Genomic DNA, 17,907 nt, shown 5'->3' on the forward strand with positions numbered 1-17,907 from the left:
CTCGATGATGGCCGAAACACCGCGAACCGCGGAGCACACCTCCAGCCTGAAGATCTACTTCCGGCTGTTGAGCTACGTGAAACCCTATGCCGGCATTTTCCTGTTGAGCATCGTCGGTTTCGTGATCTTCGCCTCGACCCAGCCAATGCTGGCCGGCATTCTCAAGTATTTCGTCGATGGCCTGAGCAATCCGCAAGCGGTGTTGTTCCCTACCGTGCCCTACCTGCGCGACCTGCAGTTGCTGCAGGCGGTGCCACTGCTGATCATCCTGATCGCGGCCTGGCAGGGGTTGGGCTCGTTCCTGGGCAACTACTTCCTGGCCAAGGTTTCGTTGTGCCTGGTGCATGACCTGCGGGTCGAGTTGTTCAACAAATTGCTGGTGCTGCCCAACCGCTACTTCGACAACCACAACTCGGGCCATCTGATCTCGCGCATCACCTTCAACGTGACCATGGTCACCGGTGCCGCGACCGATGCGATCAAGGTGGTGATCCGCGAGGGCCTGACGGTTGTCTTCCTGTTTGCCTACCTGCTGTGGATGAACTGGCACCTGACCCTGGTCATGGTTGCCATCCTGCCGGTGATCGCGGTGATGGTCAGCGTCGCCAGCAAGAAATTCCGCAAGCAGAGCAAGAAAATCCAGGTGGCCATGGGGGATGTCACCCACGTCGCCTCCGAGACCATCCAGGGTTATCGCGTGGTGCGCAGCTTTGGTGGCGAGGCCTACGAACAGCAGCGCTTTGGCCGCGCCAGCCAGAGCAACACCGACAAGCAGCTGCGCATGACCAAGACCGGCTCGCTGTACACGCCGATGCTGCAGCTGGTGATCTACAGCGCCATGGCCGCCTTGATGTTCCTGGTGCTGTACCTCCGTGGTGACTCCACCGCCGGTGACCTGGTGGCCTACATCACCGCAGCGGGCTTGTTGCCGAAACCGATTCGCCAGCTTTCCGAAGTCAGTTCGACCATCCAGAAAGGCCTGGCAGGCGCAGAAAGCATCTTCGAGCAGCTCGACGAAGAGCCTGAAGTGGACAGCGGCACCATCGAGAAGGCAAAGGTCGAAGGCCGTCTGGAAGTGCGTGATCTCAGCTTCACCTACCCAGGCACCGACCGTGAGGTGTTGAGCGACATCAGCTTCGTCGCCGAGCCGGGGCAGATGATCGCCCTGGTGGGCCGCTCTGGCAGTGGCAAGTCGACCCTGGCGGCATTGATTCCACGCTTCTATCACCACGACAAGGGGCAGATTCTGCTCGATGGCGTGGAGATCGAAAACTATCGCCTGCGCAACTTGCGTCGCCATGTTTCCCAGGTTACCCAGCACGTCACCTTGTTCAACGACACCGTCGCCAACAACATTGCCTACGGTGACCTGGCCGGTGCGCCGCGTGAACACATCGAGGCTGCGGCTGCAGATGCCTACGCCAAGGAGTTCGTCGACAAGCTGCCGAAGGGCTTCGACACCGAGGTCGGCGAGAACGGCGTGCTGCTCTCCGGCGGCCAGCGCCAACGCCTGGCCATTGCTCGGGCGCTGCTCAAGGACGCGCCGTTGTTGATTCTCGACGAGGCGACTTCGGCGCTGGATACCGAGTCCGAGCGGCACATCCAGGCGGCACTCGACCATGTGATGGAGGGCCGTACCACGTTGGTGATCGCCCACCGCCTGTCGACCATCGAAAAGGCCGACATGATCCTGGTCATGGACCAGGGCCGCCTGGTCGAGCGTGGCACCCATGCCGAGCTGCTTCAGGCTAATGGCCATTATGCCCGCCTGTATGCCATGGGCCTGGATGAGCCGGCCAAGGCCGATATCACCTGAACCTCTTTGATCGGGGCCGTGCCGGCCCCGATTGTCACCGGAATTTTCAAGGGCCCGATCTGGCCGTAAAGCCGTCGCTTGCCCTGTGCTAATATCCTGCCCCTGTTCATTATTTTCATATGGGTTGCCCATGAAGTTGTCCATGCCGCGTTTCGATCAAGCCCCGGTACTGGTGGTCGGCGATGTCATGCTCGACCGCTACTGGCATGGCGGTACTTCGCGTATCTCGCCTGAAGCGCCAGTCCCGGTGGTCAAGGTCGATCAGATCGAGGATCGCCCCGGCGGCGCGGCCAACGTTGCCTTGAACATCGCCGCCCTGGGTGCGCCGGCGTCGCTGATCGGTGTTACCGGCCAGGACGAGGCGGCCGACAGCCTGGCCAACAGCCTGCAAGCTGCGGGCGTGCGTTCGGTGTTCCAGCGCATCGCGCACCAGCCGACCATCGTCAAGCTGCGGGTCATGAGCCGCCACCAGCAGCTGTTGCGTATCGATTTCGAAGAACCGTTCGCCACCGACCCGCTCTCTCTGGGTTCGGAGGTCGACAGCCTGCTCGATGGCGTCAAGGTGCTGGTGTTGTCCGACTATGGCAAAGGCGCGCTGAAGAACCACCAGAGCCTGATCCAGGCTGCACGCGCCAAGGGTATTCCGGTATTGGCCGACCCCAAGGGCAAGGATTTCTCCATTTACCGCGGCGCCAGCCTGATCACCCCGAACCTCAGCGAGTTCGAAACCATCGTTGGCCGTTGCGCCGATGAGGCAGAGCTGGTCGCCAAAGGCCTGCAGTTGCTGTTGGACCTGGACCTTGGCGCCTTGCTGGTGACCCGTGGCGAGCACGGCATGACCCTGTTGCGTACGGGCCACCCCGCACTGCACCTGCCGGCCCGCGCCCGCGAAGTGTTCGATGTCACCGGTGCCGGCGACACGGTGATCTCCACCCTCGCGGCAGCCATCGCGGCCGGTGAAGACCTTCCGCACGCAGTGGCCCTGGCCAATCTGGCGGCGGGTATCGTGGTCGGCAAGCTGGGTACCGCCGCCATCAGCGCCCCTGAGCTGCGCCGGGCGATCCAGCGCGAAGAGGGCTCCGAGCGCGGGGTGCTGGGCCTCGAGCAGTTGCTGCTGGCGATCGATGATGCGCGTGCGCACAACGAGAAGATCGTCTTCACCAACGGCTGCTTCGACATTCTGCATGCCGGCCATGTCACCTACCTGGAGCAGGCGCGTGCCCAGGGCGACCGGCTGATCGTCGCGGTCAACGACGATGCGTCGGTCAGCCGCCTCAAAGGCCCGGGCCGCCCGATCAACAGCGTCGACCGCCGCATGGCGGTGCTGGCAGGGCTGGGGGCGGTGGATTGGGTGATCAGCTTCCCCGAGGGTACGCCGGAAAACCTGCTGAGCCAGGTCAAGCCGGATGTGCTGGTCAAGGGCGGCGACTATGGCATCGACCAGGTGGTGGGTGCCGACATCGTCAAGGCCTATGGCGGCACCGTGAAGGTGCTGGGGCTCGTCGAGAACAGCTCGACCACGGCCATTGTCGAGAAGATCCGCAAAAACTGATGTAACTGGGGCCGCGTTGCGGCCCCAGTGTTACTTGTGCAACGAAGTCCGCGCCTTGGCCAGCAATGCCCGCGCCTTGTCGCCAAACCGCTGCAGATGTGAAGCCCGCCCGGGCTTGGCCTCCACCAACCCTTGCTGCTTCACCCAATCCCGCCAGCGAATCCGCTCATCCCTGACCACCCAACCTTCTTGCCGGGCAAAGCTCTCGGCCAGGTACAGCCCGCGTGTGCTCGCCGGCACCAGCTCGTCCTTTTTCAGCGTGTAGAGTTCGGCCAACGGTTGCCCGTCCTTCAAGGGCATCAGGTACAGGTCCGGCCGTTTGCGATTGAGCCGGGCCACCAACTGGTCGCCTTCCAGGCGTTCATCGACATGGAACAGGCTGAGCTTCTTGGCGTCCCTGGGCACCTGCAGGCGCATGTCATAGATGAGCTGCAACGAGGCGGTCGGCAAGTGCACATAGGCCCGTGGCCGTTCGAGCAGCATCAGGTTGGCGCAGTGCACCGGCCGTGCGGCACCAGACTCCGGCGTCAGCACAAACGGCAGCGCTTCGCGGTAGTGCAGAGCGGCGGCGTAGGGGGCCGGCAGCCAGGTGTCATTGAAACGCCCACCCAGCCAGCCTTCCGGGGTTTCCAGCAGGCATTCTTCGGCCACTTCCTGGACGGCGGTGTGCAGTGGCAAGTTGAGTTCTTGGGCGGGGACATAGCCAGAAATCAGCTTCAGCACCACGTCGCCGCGGTCCTGGCGCCGCTGACGCACCAATACCCAGTAGTCACGGTTTTGCCAGTGCAGAGTCAGGCGTACCGAGACACCCAGGTTGGCAAGCTCGGCCACGAAGCGCTGCGTGTCGGGCAGCTGGATGGCACGGCGCCGCTGTTGGGTCTGGGCGAAGTTCAGCGGCATGCCGATGCTTTGGTAAACCAGGCCTTCGGCGGTGGCCTCGACATGCAGCGGCAGTGTCTTGAAGTTGCTCGGGTTCTTGCGGATCAGCGTTCGCGGCACGAGGTTCCTCCTCCTGTCGGACGCCCGCGAGGGCGGCTCAATGCTGGCCCAGAATTCGGGCGACGGTGGCCACGTTATGGGCCAGGTGCAACGGATTGATGGTGCCGACGATAGCACTGCTGACGCCCGGGTGGGAAAACAGCAGCTCGAAGCTGGCCTGCACCGGGTCGACCCCGGGTGCCAGGCAGATGTGCCCGCTGGCCAGGGCCTTCTTCACCAGGATCGCCTTGCCGTGTTCGGCAGCGTAGTCCAGCACCGGGCGTTCTGCCTGCTCGTTCAGGTTATAGGTGACCATGGCGCAGTCGCCCTGTTCCAAGGCCTTGAGGCCACCTGCGACGGTCTTGCCCGACAGCCCGAAGCCAAGGATCTTGCCTTCTTGCTTAAGGGCCGCAAGTGTCTGGTAGACCTCCTGCTGCTCGAGGATCGCCAGGTCATTGCCGTCGGAATGCACCAGCACCAGCTCGATGTGGTCGGTTTCCAGGCGGCGCAGGCTGCGCTCCACAGAGCGGCGGGTGTGGGCGGCGCTGAAGTCGAAGTGCGAGCTGCCGTTGTCGAACTCTTCACCCACCTTGCTGACGATCACCCACGCATCACGCTGGCCGCGCAGCAGCGGGCCAAGGCGCTCTTCACTGCGGCCATAGGCCGGCGCGGTATCGATCAGGTTGATGCCTAGTTCGCGGGCCTGGGCCAGCAGCATGCGGGCTTCGTCATCATCGGGGATGGTGAAGCCGGTGGGGTATTTCACGCCTTGGTCGCGGCCAAGCTTGACCGTGCCCAGGCCCAGGGGCGAGACCTTGAGGCCGGTACTGCCCAGCGGGCGATGGAAGTCGTGCAGGGTCGGCAGGCTCATGGCAGCAGTCGCTCCCAGGCAGGCACGCCCAGCGCAGGGCGCGGCAGGCCACTGAGGTCGGGCTGGGCGCCTGGGCGGATGCCGTCGCGTTCAAACATGGCGATTACCCGGTCGCTGAAGTCCGGTGCCAGCGCCAGCTTGGTCGGCCAGCCCACCAGCAGGCGTTGCTGGTCGGCGATAAAGGCGTTGTCCGGGCGCACCAGGCCCGACTGCGCGGGCTCGGCGCGATCCACGCGCAGGGTTGCCCAGCGGACCTGGCCTTGGTCGACCCAGGGCAGCAGGTTGGCGATTTCCTTTTGCGCCGCGGCAATCTGCGCGGCCGGCTCGCGGGCCACGCCATCGGCCTCGGCCAGGTCGCCGCCGAGGTACCAGACCCACTGCCCATCGGCCGCCGGGTGGGTGGTAATGGTGACCCGTGGCTTGGGCCCGCCGCCCAGGCAGTGCGCATACAGCGGCTTGAGGTTCGGCCCCTTGGCCATGACCATGTGCAAGGGGCGGCGCTGCATGGCCGGCTGGCTCAGGCCTAGCGCATGCAACAGGTCTTCGGTGCCGGCGCCGGCGCTGAGCACGATACGCTGCGCGCGGATTTCACGGTCGTCCACGCGCAAACCCACCAGCTCATCGCCGTCACGCAGGGGTTCGATGCGCTCGCCGGCGAGCAGGCTGTCGCCGGCCAGTTCGGCCAGGTTGGCCAGCAGGCTGGGCACGTCGATGACCAGTTCCGCCAGGCGATAGACCTTGCCCTTGAAGGCGCGGTCCTGCAGGGCCGGCGGCAGTTGCTCGCCCTTGACCTGATCGACCCGGCCGCGCACGGCCTTGCTGGCGAAGAAACTGGTGAGGTTGCCGGCCAGGGTGCCGGGGGACCACAGGTAGTGTGCCTCGGACAGCAGGCGGGTGTTGCCCAGCGGCAGTTCGCCATTGCCCGCCAAAGCCTCGCGCCAGCGCCGCGGCATGTCGGCGATGGCTTCCGAGGCGCCGGTCAGGGCGCCGTGCAGGGCGTACTTGGTGCCGCCGTGGATGATGCCCTGAGACTTGATGGTCTGCTCGCCACCGAGGCTGGCGCGCTCCACCAGCACGGTCGAAAAGCCCTGACGGCGCAACCGGGCATTGAGCCAGAGGCCTGCGACCCCGGCGCCGACGATCAGTACGTCAGTGGAAATGGCGGTTGGCATGGCGGTACCTCGAAGACTGGGACAGCTGGCAAGTATACAGCCCGTATCAATGCCCGGCAGTCTTCGAGAACAGCTGAATCACCACCACCCCACCGACGATCATCGCCATGCCCAGCATTGCCGGTACATCCAGCTTCTGCCCATAGATCACCAGTGCCGCCACACTGATCAGCACAATGCCCAGCCCCGACCAGATGGCATAGGCGATCCCCACCGGAATGCTGCGCACCACCAGGGTCAGCATCCAGAACGCGATGCCGTAGCCGACCACCATCAGCAGCAACGGCAGAGGCGTGCTGAACCCCTTCACCGCTTTCATGGAGGCAGTGGCGATGACTTCGGCGCAGATGGCGATGGCGAGGTAGGTGTAGGCGTTCATGGCGATTCTCCGGTGACTGGTCGGGCATTCTAGGCGTTGCCGGGATGGGGTAAAGTCATTACCTATCACCCATGGAGATAGGTTGATGGCCGAACAGTGGAACCTCGAGCAACTACGCACTTTCGTGCGCGTTGTTGAACTGCGCTCGTTCTCCGCCGTTGCCCGTGAACAGCGCAAGGCCCAGTCGGCGGTGAGCAACGCCATCGCCCTGCTGGAGGCGGACCTGGGCGTAACCCTGTTCGAACGCAGCAGCGGCCGCCAGCCCAAGCTGACCGAAAACGGCACCGCGCTGCTGGAGGACGCCCGTGAACTGCTGCGCCAATGCGAACGCCTGGACGGGCGCGCCTTGGCCCTGATGCGCGGGCAGGAAGCCCTGTTGCGGGTCGCCCAGGACGAGGCGATGCCTTATCAGCCCGTCATCGACAGCCTGGACGAGCTGGCCAGTCGCTACCCGTACCTGGAAGTGCAACTGGCCAGCGCCGCCCAGGGTGATGTGGCGCGCAAGCTGGTGGAGCGGCGCGCCGACCTTGGCCTGTTTTTTCATCATGAAAGCATGCCGGCGTCGCTGGAGCGCCGTGCCCTGGGCAGTGTGGAAATGGTCACGGTGTGCGCGGTCGGCCATCCGCTCGCGGAGCAGGCGAGGGTCAGCCGCCAGCAGTTGGCACGCCACCGGCAGTTATTGATCACCCCGCAGCAGAGTGGCTACCCCGGCGGCGAAGCGATCAGCCCACAGGTCTGGCGCGCCGACAGCTTCTACGCCATGGCTGAACTGCTGATGCGCGGCCTGGGGTGGGCCTGGCTGCCCCGGCATGTGGTGCAGTACCCCACCTACCAGGCGCAAATGGTCGAGCTTGCCAGCGAGTGGCGGCCGCCGGCGCTGGTCGTCGAGCTGGCCTGGCGCCGTGACGAGCCGTTGGGGCCGGCCGCGCAATGGCTGGCCGAGCGCTTTGCGGTGCACCTGCGCGCGATCGGGTAAACTTCGCCGCCATGAACAGAACTCTCTATACCTTGCTGTTTCACCTGGGCCTGCCACTGGTTGCGCTGCGCCTGTTCCTGCGGGCGCGCAAGGCACCGGCCTACGGCCAGCGCATCGGCGAGCGCTTCGCCTTCAACCTGCCGGCCATGCAGCGGGGCGGCATCTGGGTGCATGCCGTGTCGGTGGGTGAAAGCATCGCCGCCGCACCCATGGTGCGGGCGCTGCTCAAGGCCTACCCAGGCCTGCCGATCACGCTTACCTGCATGACGCCGACCGGTTCCGAACGCATTCGCGCCATGTTTGCCGATGAACCGCGCGTGCAGCATTGCTACCTGCCCTACGACCTGCCATGGGCCGCCGGGCGTTTTCTCGACCATGTGCAGCCGAAGCTGGGCATCATCATGGAAACCGAGTTGTGGCCTAACCACATCCACCAGTGTGCCAAGCGGGGCATCCCGGTGGCGCTGGCCAATGCCCGGTTGTCCGAGCGCTCCGCCCGTGGTTATGCGCGTTTCGCCAAGCTGACCCGGCCGATGCTCGCCGAGATGAGCCTGATCGCGGTGCAAACCGACACCGAAGCGCAGCGCTTTCGCAACTTGGGCGCGCTGCCTGCGTGTGTGCAGGTGACCGGTTCGATCAAGTTCGACCTGAAGGTCGATGACCAACTGCTGCCGCGCGCCAGGGCGCTGCGCGAGCAATGGGGCGCAAGCCAGCGCCCGGTGTGGATCGCCGCCAGCACCCATGAGGGTGAGGATGCCTTGATCCTGCAGGCCCATCGGGCGTTGCTGCAGGTGCACGGCGATGCCCTGCTGATCCTGGTGCCGCGCCACCCTGAGCGGTTCAACTCGGTGCATGCCCTGTGTGCCGAGCAGTTCGCCACCGTGCGCCGTTCAACCGATGCTGCAGTCGATGGCCAGACCCGCGTATTGCTCGGCGATACCATGGGCGAGTTGCTGTTCCTCTATGCGCTGGCCGACATCGCCTTCGTCGGCGGCAGCCTGGTTGCCACTGGCGGGCACAACCCGCTGGAACCGGCAGCGCTGGCATTGCCGGTGATCATGGGGCCACATGTGTTCAACTTCCTTGAAATCAGCGCGATGCTGAAGGCAGCCGGGGCGTTGCAGCAGGTCGAGGATGTCGAAGGGCTGGCCGAGGCGGTACGGCGGCTGATCGAATTGCCGCAGGATCGTCAGCGCATGGGCGAGGCGGGCAGGGCGGTGATGCAGGCCAATCAGGGGGCCTTGCAGCGGTTGCTGGATGGGCTGGGTGCACTTATTCGCTGATTCTGGTTCTGGCTTCCTCGCGGTTTTACCCGCGAAGAAGCCCTACGCATCTCAAGGCCTGCGTTCGAAGTTCTTCGCTGCAGCTGCCGCCAGGTCTGGTGGCAGGAAGTCCTTGTCCGGGTTGTAGTCCGGTTTCAGATACCGCCCCAGGTCCTGCAGGTCTTGCGGGCTCAGGGTGCCGGCCGCTTGCTTGAGGCTCAGGTTGTCGAGAATGTAGTCATAGCGGCTGTTGTTGTAGTCACGCACCGAGGTGTACAGCTGGCGTTGGGCGTCGAGCACGTCGACGATGTTGCGGGTACCGACCTGGTAGCCGATTTCGGTGGCTTCCAGCGCGCTCTGGTTGGAAATGATCGACTGCTTGCGCGCCTGCACCTGTTCCACATCGGTATTCACCGCACGGTGCAGGTTGCGCGTGTTCTCTACCACCTGGCGGCGCAGGCTTTCGCGCTGTTGCTCGCTCTGGCTCAGGCGCTGGTAGGCCTCGCGCACTTGCGAACTGGTCAGGCCGCCGCTGTAGATCGGAATATTCAGCTGCAGGCCGACGCTGGTCTGCTCGACGTCGCCGCTGTAACGCACGCCCAGCTGCGAAGGGTTGGTGAAGCCGAGGCTGTCGTTGTCACCCTTTTGGTACTTGGCCACCGCATCCAGGGTCGGGGCATGGCCGGCCTTGCGCTGGCGCAGGGTTTCTTCAGCGGCGCTGACGGCGTAGTTGGTCGCCAGCAGGTTGAGGTTCTGCCGCCCGGCGGTCTCGACCCAGGCTTTGGCATCGTTGGGCGTGGGCACCTGAATCGGCAGGGTGTGGACAACGCCCTGGATCGACGCGTATTCGCGGTTGGTCAGGGTCACCAGGGCTTCGAAGGCATCCTGTACCTGGCGCTCGGCGATGATCCGGTTGGCGCGGGCGGTGTCGTAGCTGGCCTGGGACTGCAAGACGTCGGTCTTGTCGGAAAGGCCCACGTCGAAACGCTCGTTGGACTGGTCGAGCTGGCGCTTGAAGGCAGATTCTTCAGCCTTGGTCGCGGCCAGGTTGTCCTGGGCGCGCAGCACCGCAAAATAGTTTTGCGCCGTCTGTAGAATGAGGTTCTGCTCGGTGGCCGACAGCTCAAGCGCTGCCTGCTCGTTGACCGCCTCGGCGGCCTGCAACTGGAACCAGCGGTCGGCACGGAACACCGGCTGCGCCAGGGTCGCACTCCAGGCGTTGCCGCTGCGGTTGGAAGTCATCGACGGTTCGTCGAGCTTGGTACGGGTGTTCAACATTTCGGCACCGGCCGACAGGTTCGGCAGCAGGCCGGCGCGGGCCTGCGGTACCACCTCGCGGCGGGCGCCATAATCGGCGCGGGCCGCTGCAAGGTCGGCGTTGTTGTCGACCGCCTCCTGGTAGACGCTGACCAGGTCGGTCTTCACCGTCATGGGCACATCCGCTGCCCAGACCACTCCGTTGGACGCACAAGACACGGCTATCGCCAGTGAGAGTTTGCGCAGCATAGAGGCAATCCTTGTACGAAATTTAATTACTGAACTGTTGAGTATCGAGCGATGGGCCAGTGTAGTGCCATGCGCCCCTGGCAACAATCGCTCAGTGCGCCTTTCATCATCCCCGCATTTACCCGCTTGGCTTTGCCGGCCACTCCAGTCTAGACTGCGCATGTTCTTGTCGGGGTGCCTTGTTGCAAAGGCTGAGATCGGAAGTTCCGGATCCCGTTGAACCTGATCAGGTTAGCGCCTGCGTAGGGAACAAGATTGCTCGCTTTCCCGGTGAGCCTCTTGTGCCAGGTCCGGGATTGTCGCCGCTGTAAAAAGCGCTAGGCACCCCATGTCCGGCACTGCATCCATCTCTGGGTGCGTCCGCGTCTTTCAGGTTCTCCCCGACATTCCATCCGCTAGGAAGCTGTCTGGAGAGCCCGTGATGAGCAAACAAGAAAAAACGATCAACCTCAGCGAATCGGCACAAGTCGATCAGCAGTCCGTGCAACCGTTCCCCCGTTCGCGCAAGGTCTATGTCGAGGGCTCTCGCCCGGACATCCGCGTGCCCATGCGCGAAATCAGCCTGCACGACACCCCGACCGACTTCGGCGGCGAAACCAATGCCCCGGTGCTGGTCTACGACACTTCCGGCCCTTACACCGACCCTGACGTCATCATCGACGTGCGCAAGGGCCTGGCCGACGTCCGTTCGGCCTGGATCGACGCCCGCGGCGACACTGAGCGCCTGGGCGGCCTGACCTCGAACTTCGGCCAACAGCGCCTGAACGATGCAGAGCTGGCCAAGCTGCGCTTCAACCACGTGCGCAACCCGCGCCGCGCCAAGGCTGGCGTCAACGTCTCGCAGATGCACTACGCCCGCCAGGGCATCATCACCGCCGAGATGGAATACGTGGCCATCCGCGAGAACATGAAGCTGCAGGAAGCCCGCGCTGCCGGCCTGCTCGACCAGCAGCACGCCGGCCACAGCTTCGGCGCCAACATCCCGAAAGAAATCACCCCCGAATTCGTCCGCGAAGAAATCGCCCGCGGCCGCGCGATCATCCCGGCCAACATCAACCACACCGAGCTGGAACCGATGATCATCGGCCGCAACTTCCTGGTGAAGATCAACGGCAACATCGGCAACAGTGCGCTGGGGTCCTCGATCGAGGAAGAAGTGGCCAAGTTGACCTGGGGCATTCGCTGGGGCTCGGACACGGTCATGGACCTGTCCACCGGCAAGCACATTCACGAAACCCGCGAGTGGATCATCCGTAACTCGCCGGTGCCGATCGGTACCGTGCCGATCTACCAAGCCCTGGAAAAAGTCGGCGGCGTCGCCGAAGACCTGACCTGGGAGCTGTTCCGCGACACCCTGATCGAGCAGGCCGAGCAGGGCGTGGACTACTTCACCATCCATGCTGGCGTGCTGCTGCGGTATGTACCGCTGACCGCCAAGCGTGTCACCGGCATCGTCAGCCGGGGTGGCTCGATCATGGCCAAGTGGTGCCTGGCGCATCATCAGGAAAACTTCCTGTACACCCACTTCGACGAAATCTGCGAAATCATGAAGGCCTACGACGTCAGCTTCTCGCTGGGCGACGGCCTGCGCCCGGGCTCGATTGCCGACGCCAACGACGCTGCACAGTTCGGTGAGCTGGAAACCCTAGGCGAACTGACCAAGATCGCCTGGAAGCACGACGTGCAGTGCATGATCGAAGGCCCAGGCCACGTGCCGATGCAGTTGATCAAGGAGAACATGGACAAGCAGCTGGAATGCTGCGACGAGGCGCCGTTCTACACCCTCGGCCCGCTGACCACCGACATTGCGCCGGGTTACGACCACATCACCTCGGGTATCGGCGCGGCGATGATCGGCTGGTTCGGTTGCGCCATGCTCTGCTACGTGACGCCCAAGGAGCACCTGGGCCTGCCGAACAAGGACGACGTCAAGACCGGCATCATCACCTACAAGATCGCCGCCCATGCCGCCGACCTTGCCAAGGGCCACCCGGGCGCGCAGATTCGTGACAACGCCTTGTCCAAGGCGCGTTTCGAGTTCCGTTGGGAAGACCAGTTCAACCTTGGCCTGGACCCAGACACCGCTCGCGCGTACCACGACGAAACCCTGCCCAAGGAGTCGGCCAAGGTCGCGCACTTCTGTTCGATGTGCGGGCCGAAGTTCTGCTCGATGAAGATCACCCAGGAAGTGCGTGAATACGCCGCCAAGATCGAAACCGTGGACGTGACGGTTGCAGATGGCATGCGTGAGCAGGCCGAGCGGTTCCGCCAGGAAGGCAGCCAGCTGTACAAAAAAGTCTGACTGCAAAACTGCCCTCTGTAGGAGCGGCCTTGCGTCGCGAAAAGGGGCGCGAAGCGGCCCCGGCACGATCAGCGGCGAAGCTGAAGCCGGGGGGGGCGCTTCGCGCCCCTTTCGCGACGCAAGGCCGCTCCTACAGCGACCGTGTTCAACCTCCTTTAATGCCGAGTGTCTGCCAGCATGACCACCCCCAGCCAATTCTCCCCCGACCACCCGGTCCCCACCCAGCAACGCATCTTTGGCGCACGTGACCTGTTCGCGCTGTGGTTCTCCCTCGGCATCGGCCTGATGGTGCTGCAGGTCGGCGCCATGCTGGCCCCAGGCCTGGGCCTTGCCGGCGCGGTACTGGCCATCGCGCTGGGCACCGGTGTGGGTGTGTTGTTGCTGGGGGCTGCCGGGGTTATCGGCAGCGACACCGGCCTTTCTGCCATGGGCACCCTGCGCCTGAGCCTGGGCAGCCATGGCGCGCGTTTGCCGGCACTGCTCAACCTGTTGCAACTGGTCGGTTGGGGCGCCTTCGAAATCATCGTCATGCGCGATGCCGCCAGCCTGCTGGGCGCGCGGGCCTTCGGTGAAGACAGTGCCTGGAACAGCCCGGTGCTGTGGACCCTGTGCTTCGGTGCGCTGGCCACTGTGTTGGCCGTCAGCGGGCCACTGGCTTTCGTGCGCAAGGTGCTGCGCGCCTGGGGTATCTGGTTGTTGATGGGCGCTTGCCTGTGGCTGACCTGGAACCTGTTTGCCAAGGCCGACCTGGCTGAGCTGTGGGGCCGCGCCGGGGATGGCTCTATGTCGCTGGCGGTGGGTTTTGACATCGTCATCGCCATGCCGCTGTCCTGGTTGCCGTTGATCGCCGACTACTCGCGCTTCGCCCGCAATGGCAAGCATGTGTTCGGCGGCACGGTAGTTGGGTACTTTATCGGCAACACCTGGCTGATGAGCTTGGGCGTTGCCTACACCCTGGCCTTTGCCGCCAGTGGCGAAGTCAATGCCTTGCTGCTGGCCCTGGCTGGCGCCGGTTTGGGTATTCCGCTGCTGCTCATTCTGCTGGACGAGTCGGAAAAGGCCTTCGCCGACATCCATTCGGCAGCGGTTTCAACCGGTGTGCTTTTGCCACTGAAGGTCGAGCACCTGGCGCTGGCCATCGGCGTGCTGTGCACCCTGATCGCCCTGCTGGCGCCGCTGGCCCAGTACGAAAACTTCCTGCTGCTGATCGGTTCGGTGTTCGCACCGCTGTTCGGCGTGGTGCTGATGGACCACTACGTGATCCGCCGCCGCCGCTTGCCGGCGCAGGTCGATGGCTTGCACTGGCAGGCGTTGCTGGCCTGGGCCGCGGGGGTGGCGGCTTATCATCTGATCGCCGCGCAAGCGCCGGACCTGGGGGCGACCCTGCCAGCGCTGGTGCTGGCAGGTGTGCTGCATGCGCTACTGAGCTTCAGCCGCGGCCGGGAAACAGCTCAGGCTTGATCACGCCGTTCAGGCGCGGGTAGGGGATCTTAAGCTCGACGTGGCCCATGGAGTAGGGCGCGATGGCATAGACCTCATACTTGACCACCACCGCGCCGTACGTCAGGGCGACGTGCGGCGACTTCTTGAAGGGCCAGGTCTTGATGAATTCGGCGTCCTTGTCCATGCCCACGCTGATCATCCACGCGCGGTGCGACTCTTCGACGGTTTTCCAGAAGGTCTCTTCCTGGCCTGGCACCAGCATGTCCTGCAGGGTCAGGACCTTGTCCAGCTTGCGCGAATAGTTGATGAAGCCACGCCCCGGCATGCCGTGGGCACCCCCGCTGTCCAGGTAGCTGGACAGTTCGATGATCACCAGTCCGTCATGCTGCTCGCGTACCTTGGCCTGCAGGTAGCTGCTGTTGCGCTTGTCGGCGCTGGCCAGGTACTGCTGCTCGTACGCCTGCAAGGTGGTTGGCGCGGCGCCGCGCTGGTTGTCTTCGGTCAGTTGCAGCAGGCGCTGTTCGACGATGCCATCGAGCTTGGGTAGGGCCGGGAAGTGAATGGTGTCGATGTTCACCAGGGGGCAGTCGCTTTCGCTGCAGCCGGGCTTGACGTGCTCCCAGGCGTCACGCTTGACCTCGAGCGGTGCCCGGTAATTAGGCGTGAACAGGCTCTGGCAGGCACCCAGGGCCAGTGCCAGCACGGCCACGGAAGTCAGTTTGACAAGTGTCATGATGATCCTTGCAGAACAGGGAAAAGTCGGCCTTTGACCGTCGGCGCGGCCTTCAGTTCGCCACTAAGCTAACAGACAGAAGGCGCGCTGTCCCGAGTGCGCGAACGGTTGCTGGAAACGGATGAAAGAGGCCGGCAGGCGGAGTAGGATGGCGCGAAGCGGTAAATGAGGTAACGAGGATTTCTATGTCAGACACGCTCAATTCAGTCCCCAAGGCGGTCGAGATCGTCAAGCGGGCCAACTGCTTCCAGGGCTTCTACAAGCTCGACAAGGTGCACCTGCGCCACGAACTGTTTGCCGGGGGCATGGGCCGCGAGATCAGCCGCGAACTGTTCGTGCGTCATGATGCGGTCTGTGTGCTGCCTTATGACCCGCTACGCGATGAAGTGGTGTTGATCGAGCAGTTTCGTGTCGGCGCGCTCGACAAGGTCGCCAACCCGTGGCTGATCGAGATGGTCGCCGGGCTGATCGACAAGGACGAGCAGCCTGAAGAGGTTGCACACCGCGAGGCAGAAGAAGAGGCCGGTTTGACCTTCAGCGCCTTGTGGCCGATGACCCGCTACTTCCCGTCGCCCGGTGGCAGTGACGAATACGTCCATCTGTTCCTTGGGCGTTGCACCAGCGAGGGCGCGGGCGGCCTGCATGGCCTGGAAGAAGAGGGCGAGGACATCCGCGTGCGCGTCTGGTCGTTCGAAGATGCCTTGCAGGCGGTACGTGACGGCCGTATCTGCAACGCTGCGACGATCATTGGCCTGCAATGGCTGGCGCTCAACAGAGACGAAGTTCGAGGTATGTGGAAGTGAACCTGCTGCGCGAGCGATATCGGGTCGACCTGGTCGGGCTGCAAGCAGCCTGCGAGGCCAACTACGCCCGCTTGATGCGCTTGTTGCCTGACATGCGCACCACCCAGAGCTCGCGTCGTATCGGCATGACCCAAGGCGATCAGATGCTCGGTGTGCTGGTACTCGATGTGGTGCTGGCCTGCCCGTATACCACCACGCTGCACGTGCGCCAGGAGCACAGCTTGCCGTGGCTGCCAGTGCCGCACCTGGAGGTTCAGGTGTACCACGATGCGCGCATGGCCGAGGTGGTCAGCGCCGAGCACGCGCGGCGCCTGCGCAGTATCTACCCGTACCCCAATGCAGGCATGCACCAGCCCGATGAAAAGGCGCAGCTCAACCTGTTCCTCGGCGAGTGGCTGAGCCACTGCCTGGCCTGTGGTCACGAATTGGCAAGCGTTCGCTGAAATGTGATGTGCGTCGGCTTCGGGTGTTTGCTCGCACCCGTTGCACAGCCATAATTCGTGCTGAATCCGTTCGAGGAGACGGCCGTTGCCGCACCTAGACCCAACCCGCCCCGTGCATGTGGTGCAACTCACCGATGCCCACCTGTTTGCCGACCCGGCCGGCACCCTGCTGGGTCTCAATACCCGGGACAGCCTGCGCCATGTGGTTGCCCAGGTGCAGCGCGAGCAACCGGCCATCGACCTGCTGCTGTGCACGGGGGACCTTTCCCAGGACGCCAGCGTGGCGTCGTATGAAGCGTTCCGCGAGTTGACCGCAGGGTTTGGCGTGGCGACGCGCTGGTTGCCGGGCAACCATGACGAAGCCAGGGTGATGGCCGACATCGCGCAGGGCACGGACCTGGTGCAAGCGGTTACCGATATCGGTGGCTGGCGCATCGTGATGCTCGATTCTGCGGTGGCCGGCGCGACCCATGGCCTGCTCGAAGAGGCTCAGCTGAGCCTGCTTGAGGGTGCATTGAAGACAGCGGGCGAGCGCCATTGCCTGGTGTGCCTCCATCATCAGCCGGTGGACATCGGCTGCGCCTGGATCGCCCCGATCGGCCTGCGCAATGCCCAGGCGCTGTTCGGCATCGTTGAACGTTATCCACAGGTGCGCGGGCTGCTTTGGGGGCATGTCCACCAGCCGTGGGATGAAATGCGCGAGGGGTTGCGCTTGCTGGCCACGCCGTCTACTTGCATTCAGTTCGCGGCGCACAGCGAGGACTTCAAGGTGAGCGAGGAACAGCCGGGCTATCGCTGGCTGCGTCTGCACGCCGACGGGCGGTTGGAGACTGGTGTAGAGCGGGCGCGGGACTTCGACGTGAAGCTGGACTTCGACAGCCCGGGGTATTGACGGCCTTGGGGCTGCTGCGCAGCGGCCCTTCAGGTTGCCGAAGAAATTGTTGCGAAAACCCCGCCGCTGCGTCAAAACCCGGCGAACGCGCTACACTGCGCGTCCCTGCGCCTGCCAGATTGGGCGCGAAGCCACAGATTCCGGGGGCAGCATGTCGGGTTCCATCCTCTATATCCATGGCTTCAACAGCTCGCCGCTGTCGAAGAAGGCGCGCCAGCTTGAGGCCGTCATGCAGCTGCTGGGGTTGTCCGAGCGATTGCGCGTACCGGCCTTGCACCATCACCCGCGCCAGGCCATTGCCCAACTGCAAGGCGCTATTGCCGAGTTGGGCGCGCCCCTGCTGGTCGGCAGTTCGCTCGGCGGCTACTATGCCACCTATCTGGCCGAGCGCCATGGCCTCAAGGCCCTGCTGATCAACCCGGCAGTGGCACCGCATCGGTTGTTCGATGGCTACCTCGGCACCCAGCGCAACCTTTACACCGATGAGGCCTGGGAGCTGACTCACGATCACGTGCAGGCCCTGGCCGAGCTGGAAGTGCCCGCCCCCGTGGATGCCAATCGCTATCAAGTGTGGTTGCAGACCGCCGATGAAACCCTGGACTATCGCCACGCCGAGCGCTATTACCGTGCTTGTGCCCTGCGTATCCAGGCCGGTGGCGACCACAGCTTCCAGGGCTTCGTCGAGCGCTTGCCGGCGATGCTGGCCTTCGCCGGTGTTGCCCCGAGTTTGTATGCGGCGCTCGACTTTTCTGTGCTCTGACTTTTGTACTCTGACCTTT

The 17,907-nt window shown here is 64.0% G+C and carries 16 protein-coding genes and 1 riboswitch; of the genes, 10 read left to right on the top strand and 6 right to left on the bottom strand.

Features of this window, described 5'->3' with window-relative positions; all coding sequences use genetic code 11:
• Positions 1–7: 7 nt before the first annotated feature.
• Positions 8–1,816: a lipid A export permease/ATP-binding protein MsbA gene (gene msbA / locus HU770_RS09065; RefSeq protein ID WP_186652795.1), complete on the top strand. Its 1,809-nt coding sequence runs from the start codon at positions 8–10 to the stop codon at positions 1,814–1,816.
• A 130-nt stretch (positions 1,817–1,946) separates the two neighbouring features.
• Complete coding sequence (hldE, locus tag HU770_RS09070) at positions 1,947–3,368, top strand: bifunctional D-glycero-beta-D-manno-heptose-7-phosphate kinase/D-glycero-beta-D-manno-heptose 1-phosphate adenylyltransferase HldE (RefSeq protein WP_156311299.1); 1,422 nt, start codon at positions 1,947–1,949, stop codon at positions 3,366–3,368.
• A 30-nt stretch (positions 3,369–3,398) separates the two neighbouring features.
• Here the strand turns inward: hldE and HU770_RS09075 are convergent, their stop codons facing one another.
• From HU770_RS09075 to HU770_RS09090, 4 genes are read right to left on the bottom strand one after another with little or no spacing between them, the layout of a single operon-like run.
• Positions 3,399–4,367 (bottom strand): hypothetical protein, encoded by a 969-nt coding sequence (locus HU770_RS09075; protein ID WP_033701848.1) that lies wholly within the window; start codon positions 4,365–4,367, stop codon positions 3,399–3,401.
• Between the two features lie 37 nt (positions 4,368–4,404).
• Positions 4,405–5,217 carry an aldo/keto reductase gene (locus tag HU770_RS09080; RefSeq protein WP_033701847.1) on the bottom strand — a complete coding sequence of 271 codons (813 nt, stop codon included), beginning with the start codon at positions 5,215–5,217 and terminating at the stop codon, positions 4,405–4,407.
• Complete coding sequence (locus HU770_RS09085) at positions 5,214–6,389, bottom strand: FAD-dependent oxidoreductase (protein ID WP_186652790.1); 1,176 nt, start codon at positions 6,387–6,389, stop codon at positions 5,214–5,216. The genes HU770_RS09080 and HU770_RS09085 overlap by 4 nt, the downstream gene beginning before the upstream one ends.
• A 46-nt stretch (positions 6,390–6,435) precedes the next feature.
• On the bottom strand, positions 6,436–6,768 hold the full coding sequence (locus HU770_RS09090; RefSeq protein WP_033701845.1) for a multidrug efflux SMR transporter: 333 nt from the start codon (positions 6,766–6,768) through the stop codon (positions 6,436–6,438).
• Between the two features lie 85 nt (positions 6,769–6,853).
• Here HU770_RS09090 and HU770_RS09095 point away from each other — a divergent pair, with 85 nt between their 5' ends.
• Together HU770_RS09095 and waaA are read left to right on the top strand one after the other, a co-directional pair.
• Positions 6,854–7,744: a LysR family transcriptional regulator gene (locus HU770_RS09095; RefSeq protein WP_186663512.1), complete on the top strand. Its 891-nt coding sequence runs from the start codon at positions 6,854–6,856 to the stop codon at positions 7,742–7,744.
• An 11-nt stretch (positions 7,745–7,755) separates the two neighbouring features.
• Positions 7,756–9,027, top strand: coding sequence for a lipid IV(A) 3-deoxy-D-manno-octulosonic acid transferase (waaA, locus tag HU770_RS09100; protein WP_186652783.1), 1,272 nt, complete (start codon positions 7,756–7,758; stop codon positions 9,025–9,027).
• Between the two features lie 51 nt (positions 9,028–9,078).
• On the opposite strand, the gene HU770_RS09105 is transcribed toward waaA, so the two are convergent.
• Entirely contained in the window at positions 9,079–10,512 is a 1,434-nt protein-coding gene (locus HU770_RS09105; RefSeq protein WP_186652780.1) for a TolC family outer membrane protein, read from the bottom strand.
• 160 nt (positions 10,513–10,672) lie between these two features.
• Positions 10,673–10,778: riboswitch (TPP riboswitch) on the top strand.
• 155 nt (positions 10,779–10,933) lie between these two features.
• Between HU770_RS09105 and thiC the strand changes: the two genes are divergently transcribed.
• Both thiC and cytX read left to right on the top strand, forming a co-directional pair.
• Positions 10,934–12,814, top strand: a complete 1,881-nt coding sequence (thiC, locus tag HU770_RS09110; RefSeq protein WP_033701840.1) for a phosphomethylpyrimidine synthase ThiC — start codon at positions 10,934–10,936, stop codon at positions 12,812–12,814.
• A gap of 177 nt (positions 12,815–12,991) precedes the next feature.
• Positions 12,992–14,275: a putative hydroxymethylpyrimidine transporter CytX gene (gene cytX / locus HU770_RS09115; RefSeq protein WP_186663513.1), complete on the top strand. Its 1,284-nt coding sequence runs from the start codon at positions 12,992–12,994 to the stop codon at positions 14,273–14,275.
• Here the strand turns inward: cytX and HU770_RS09120 are convergent.
• Positions 14,244–14,990, bottom strand: a complete 747-nt coding sequence (locus HU770_RS09120; RefSeq protein WP_033701838.1) for an RsiV family protein — start codon at positions 14,988–14,990, stop codon at positions 14,244–14,246. The genes cytX and HU770_RS09120 overlap by 32 nt on opposite strands.
• Positions 14,991–15,175: 185 nt before the next feature.
• On the opposite strand from HU770_RS09120, the gene HU770_RS09125 reads away from it, so the two are divergent.
• From HU770_RS09125 to HU770_RS09140, 4 genes are all read left to right on the top strand, one after another.
• Positions 15,176–15,793, top strand: coding sequence for an NUDIX domain-containing protein (locus HU770_RS09125; protein WP_033701837.1), 618 nt, complete (start codon positions 15,176–15,178; stop codon positions 15,791–15,793).
• Positions 15,784–16,236: a DUF1249 domain-containing protein gene (locus HU770_RS09130; protein ID WP_027592506.1), complete on the top strand. Its 453-nt coding sequence runs from the start codon at positions 15,784–15,786 to the stop codon at positions 16,234–16,236. The genes HU770_RS09125 and HU770_RS09130 overlap by 10 nt, the downstream gene beginning before the upstream one ends.
• A gap of 85 nt (positions 16,237–16,321) precedes the next feature.
• Entirely contained in the window at positions 16,322–17,128 is an 807-nt protein-coding gene (gene cpdA, locus HU770_RS09135; RefSeq protein ID WP_189673082.1) for a 3',5'-cyclic-AMP phosphodiesterase, read from the top strand.
• Between the two features lie 151 nt (positions 17,129–17,279).
• Positions 17,280–17,888 carry a YqiA/YcfP family alpha/beta fold hydrolase gene (locus HU770_RS09140; protein ID WP_186663514.1) on the top strand — a complete coding sequence of 203 codons (609 nt, stop codon included), beginning with the start codon at positions 17,280–17,282 and terminating at the stop codon, positions 17,886–17,888.
• The last annotated feature ends 19 nt before the right edge of the window (positions 17,889–17,907 follow it).

This window comes from Pseudomonas sp. SWRI68 (genome assembly GCF_014269165.1).
Classification (GTDB): Bacteria; Pseudomonadota; Gammaproteobacteria; order Pseudomonadales; family Pseudomonadaceae; genus Aquipseudomonas; species Aquipseudomonas capeferrum.

Coding starts and splice junctions, on each gene's coding strand:
- msbA (WP_186652795.1), top strand. CDS start 8: ATGGCCGAAACACCGCGAACCGCGGAGCACACCTCCAGCCTGAAGATC.
- hldE (WP_156311299.1), top strand. CDS start 1,947: ATGAAGTTGTCCATGCCGCGTTTCGATCAAGCCCCGGTACTGGTGGTC.
- HU770_RS09080 (WP_033701847.1), bottom strand. CDS start 5,217: ATGAGCCTGCCGACCCTGCACGACTTCCATCGCCCGCTGGGCAGTACC.
- HU770_RS09085 (WP_186652790.1), bottom strand. CDS start 6,389: ATGCCAACCGCCATTTCCACTGACGTACTGATCGTCGGCGCCGGGGTC.
- HU770_RS09090 (WP_033701845.1), bottom strand. CDS start 6,768: ATGAACGCCTACACCTACCTCGCCATCGCCATCTGCGCCGAAGTCATC.
- HU770_RS09095 (WP_186663512.1), top strand. CDS start 6,854: ATGGCCGAACAGTGGAACCTCGAGCAACTACGCACTTTCGTGCGCGTT.
- waaA (WP_186652783.1), top strand. CDS start 7,756: ATGAACAGAACTCTCTATACCTTGCTGTTTCACCTGGGCCTGCCACTG.
- HU770_RS09105 (WP_186652780.1), bottom strand. CDS start 10,512: ATGCTGCGCAAACTCTCACTGGCGATAGCCGTGTCTTGTGCGTCCAAC.
- thiC (WP_033701840.1), top strand. CDS start 10,934: ATGAGCAAACAAGAAAAAACGATCAACCTCAGCGAATCGGCACAAGTC.
- cytX (WP_186663513.1), top strand. CDS start 12,992: ATGACCACCCCCAGCCAATTCTCCCCCGACCACCCGGTCCCCACCCAG.
- HU770_RS09120 (WP_033701838.1), bottom strand. CDS start 14,990: ATGACACTTGTCAAACTGACTTCCGTGGCCGTGCTGGCACTGGCCCTG.
- HU770_RS09125 (WP_033701837.1), top strand. CDS start 15,176: ATGTCAGACACGCTCAATTCAGTCCCCAAGGCGGTCGAGATCGTCAAG.
- HU770_RS09140 (WP_186663514.1), top strand. CDS start 17,280: ATGTCGGGTTCCATCCTCTATATCCATGGCTTCAACAGCTCGCCGCTG.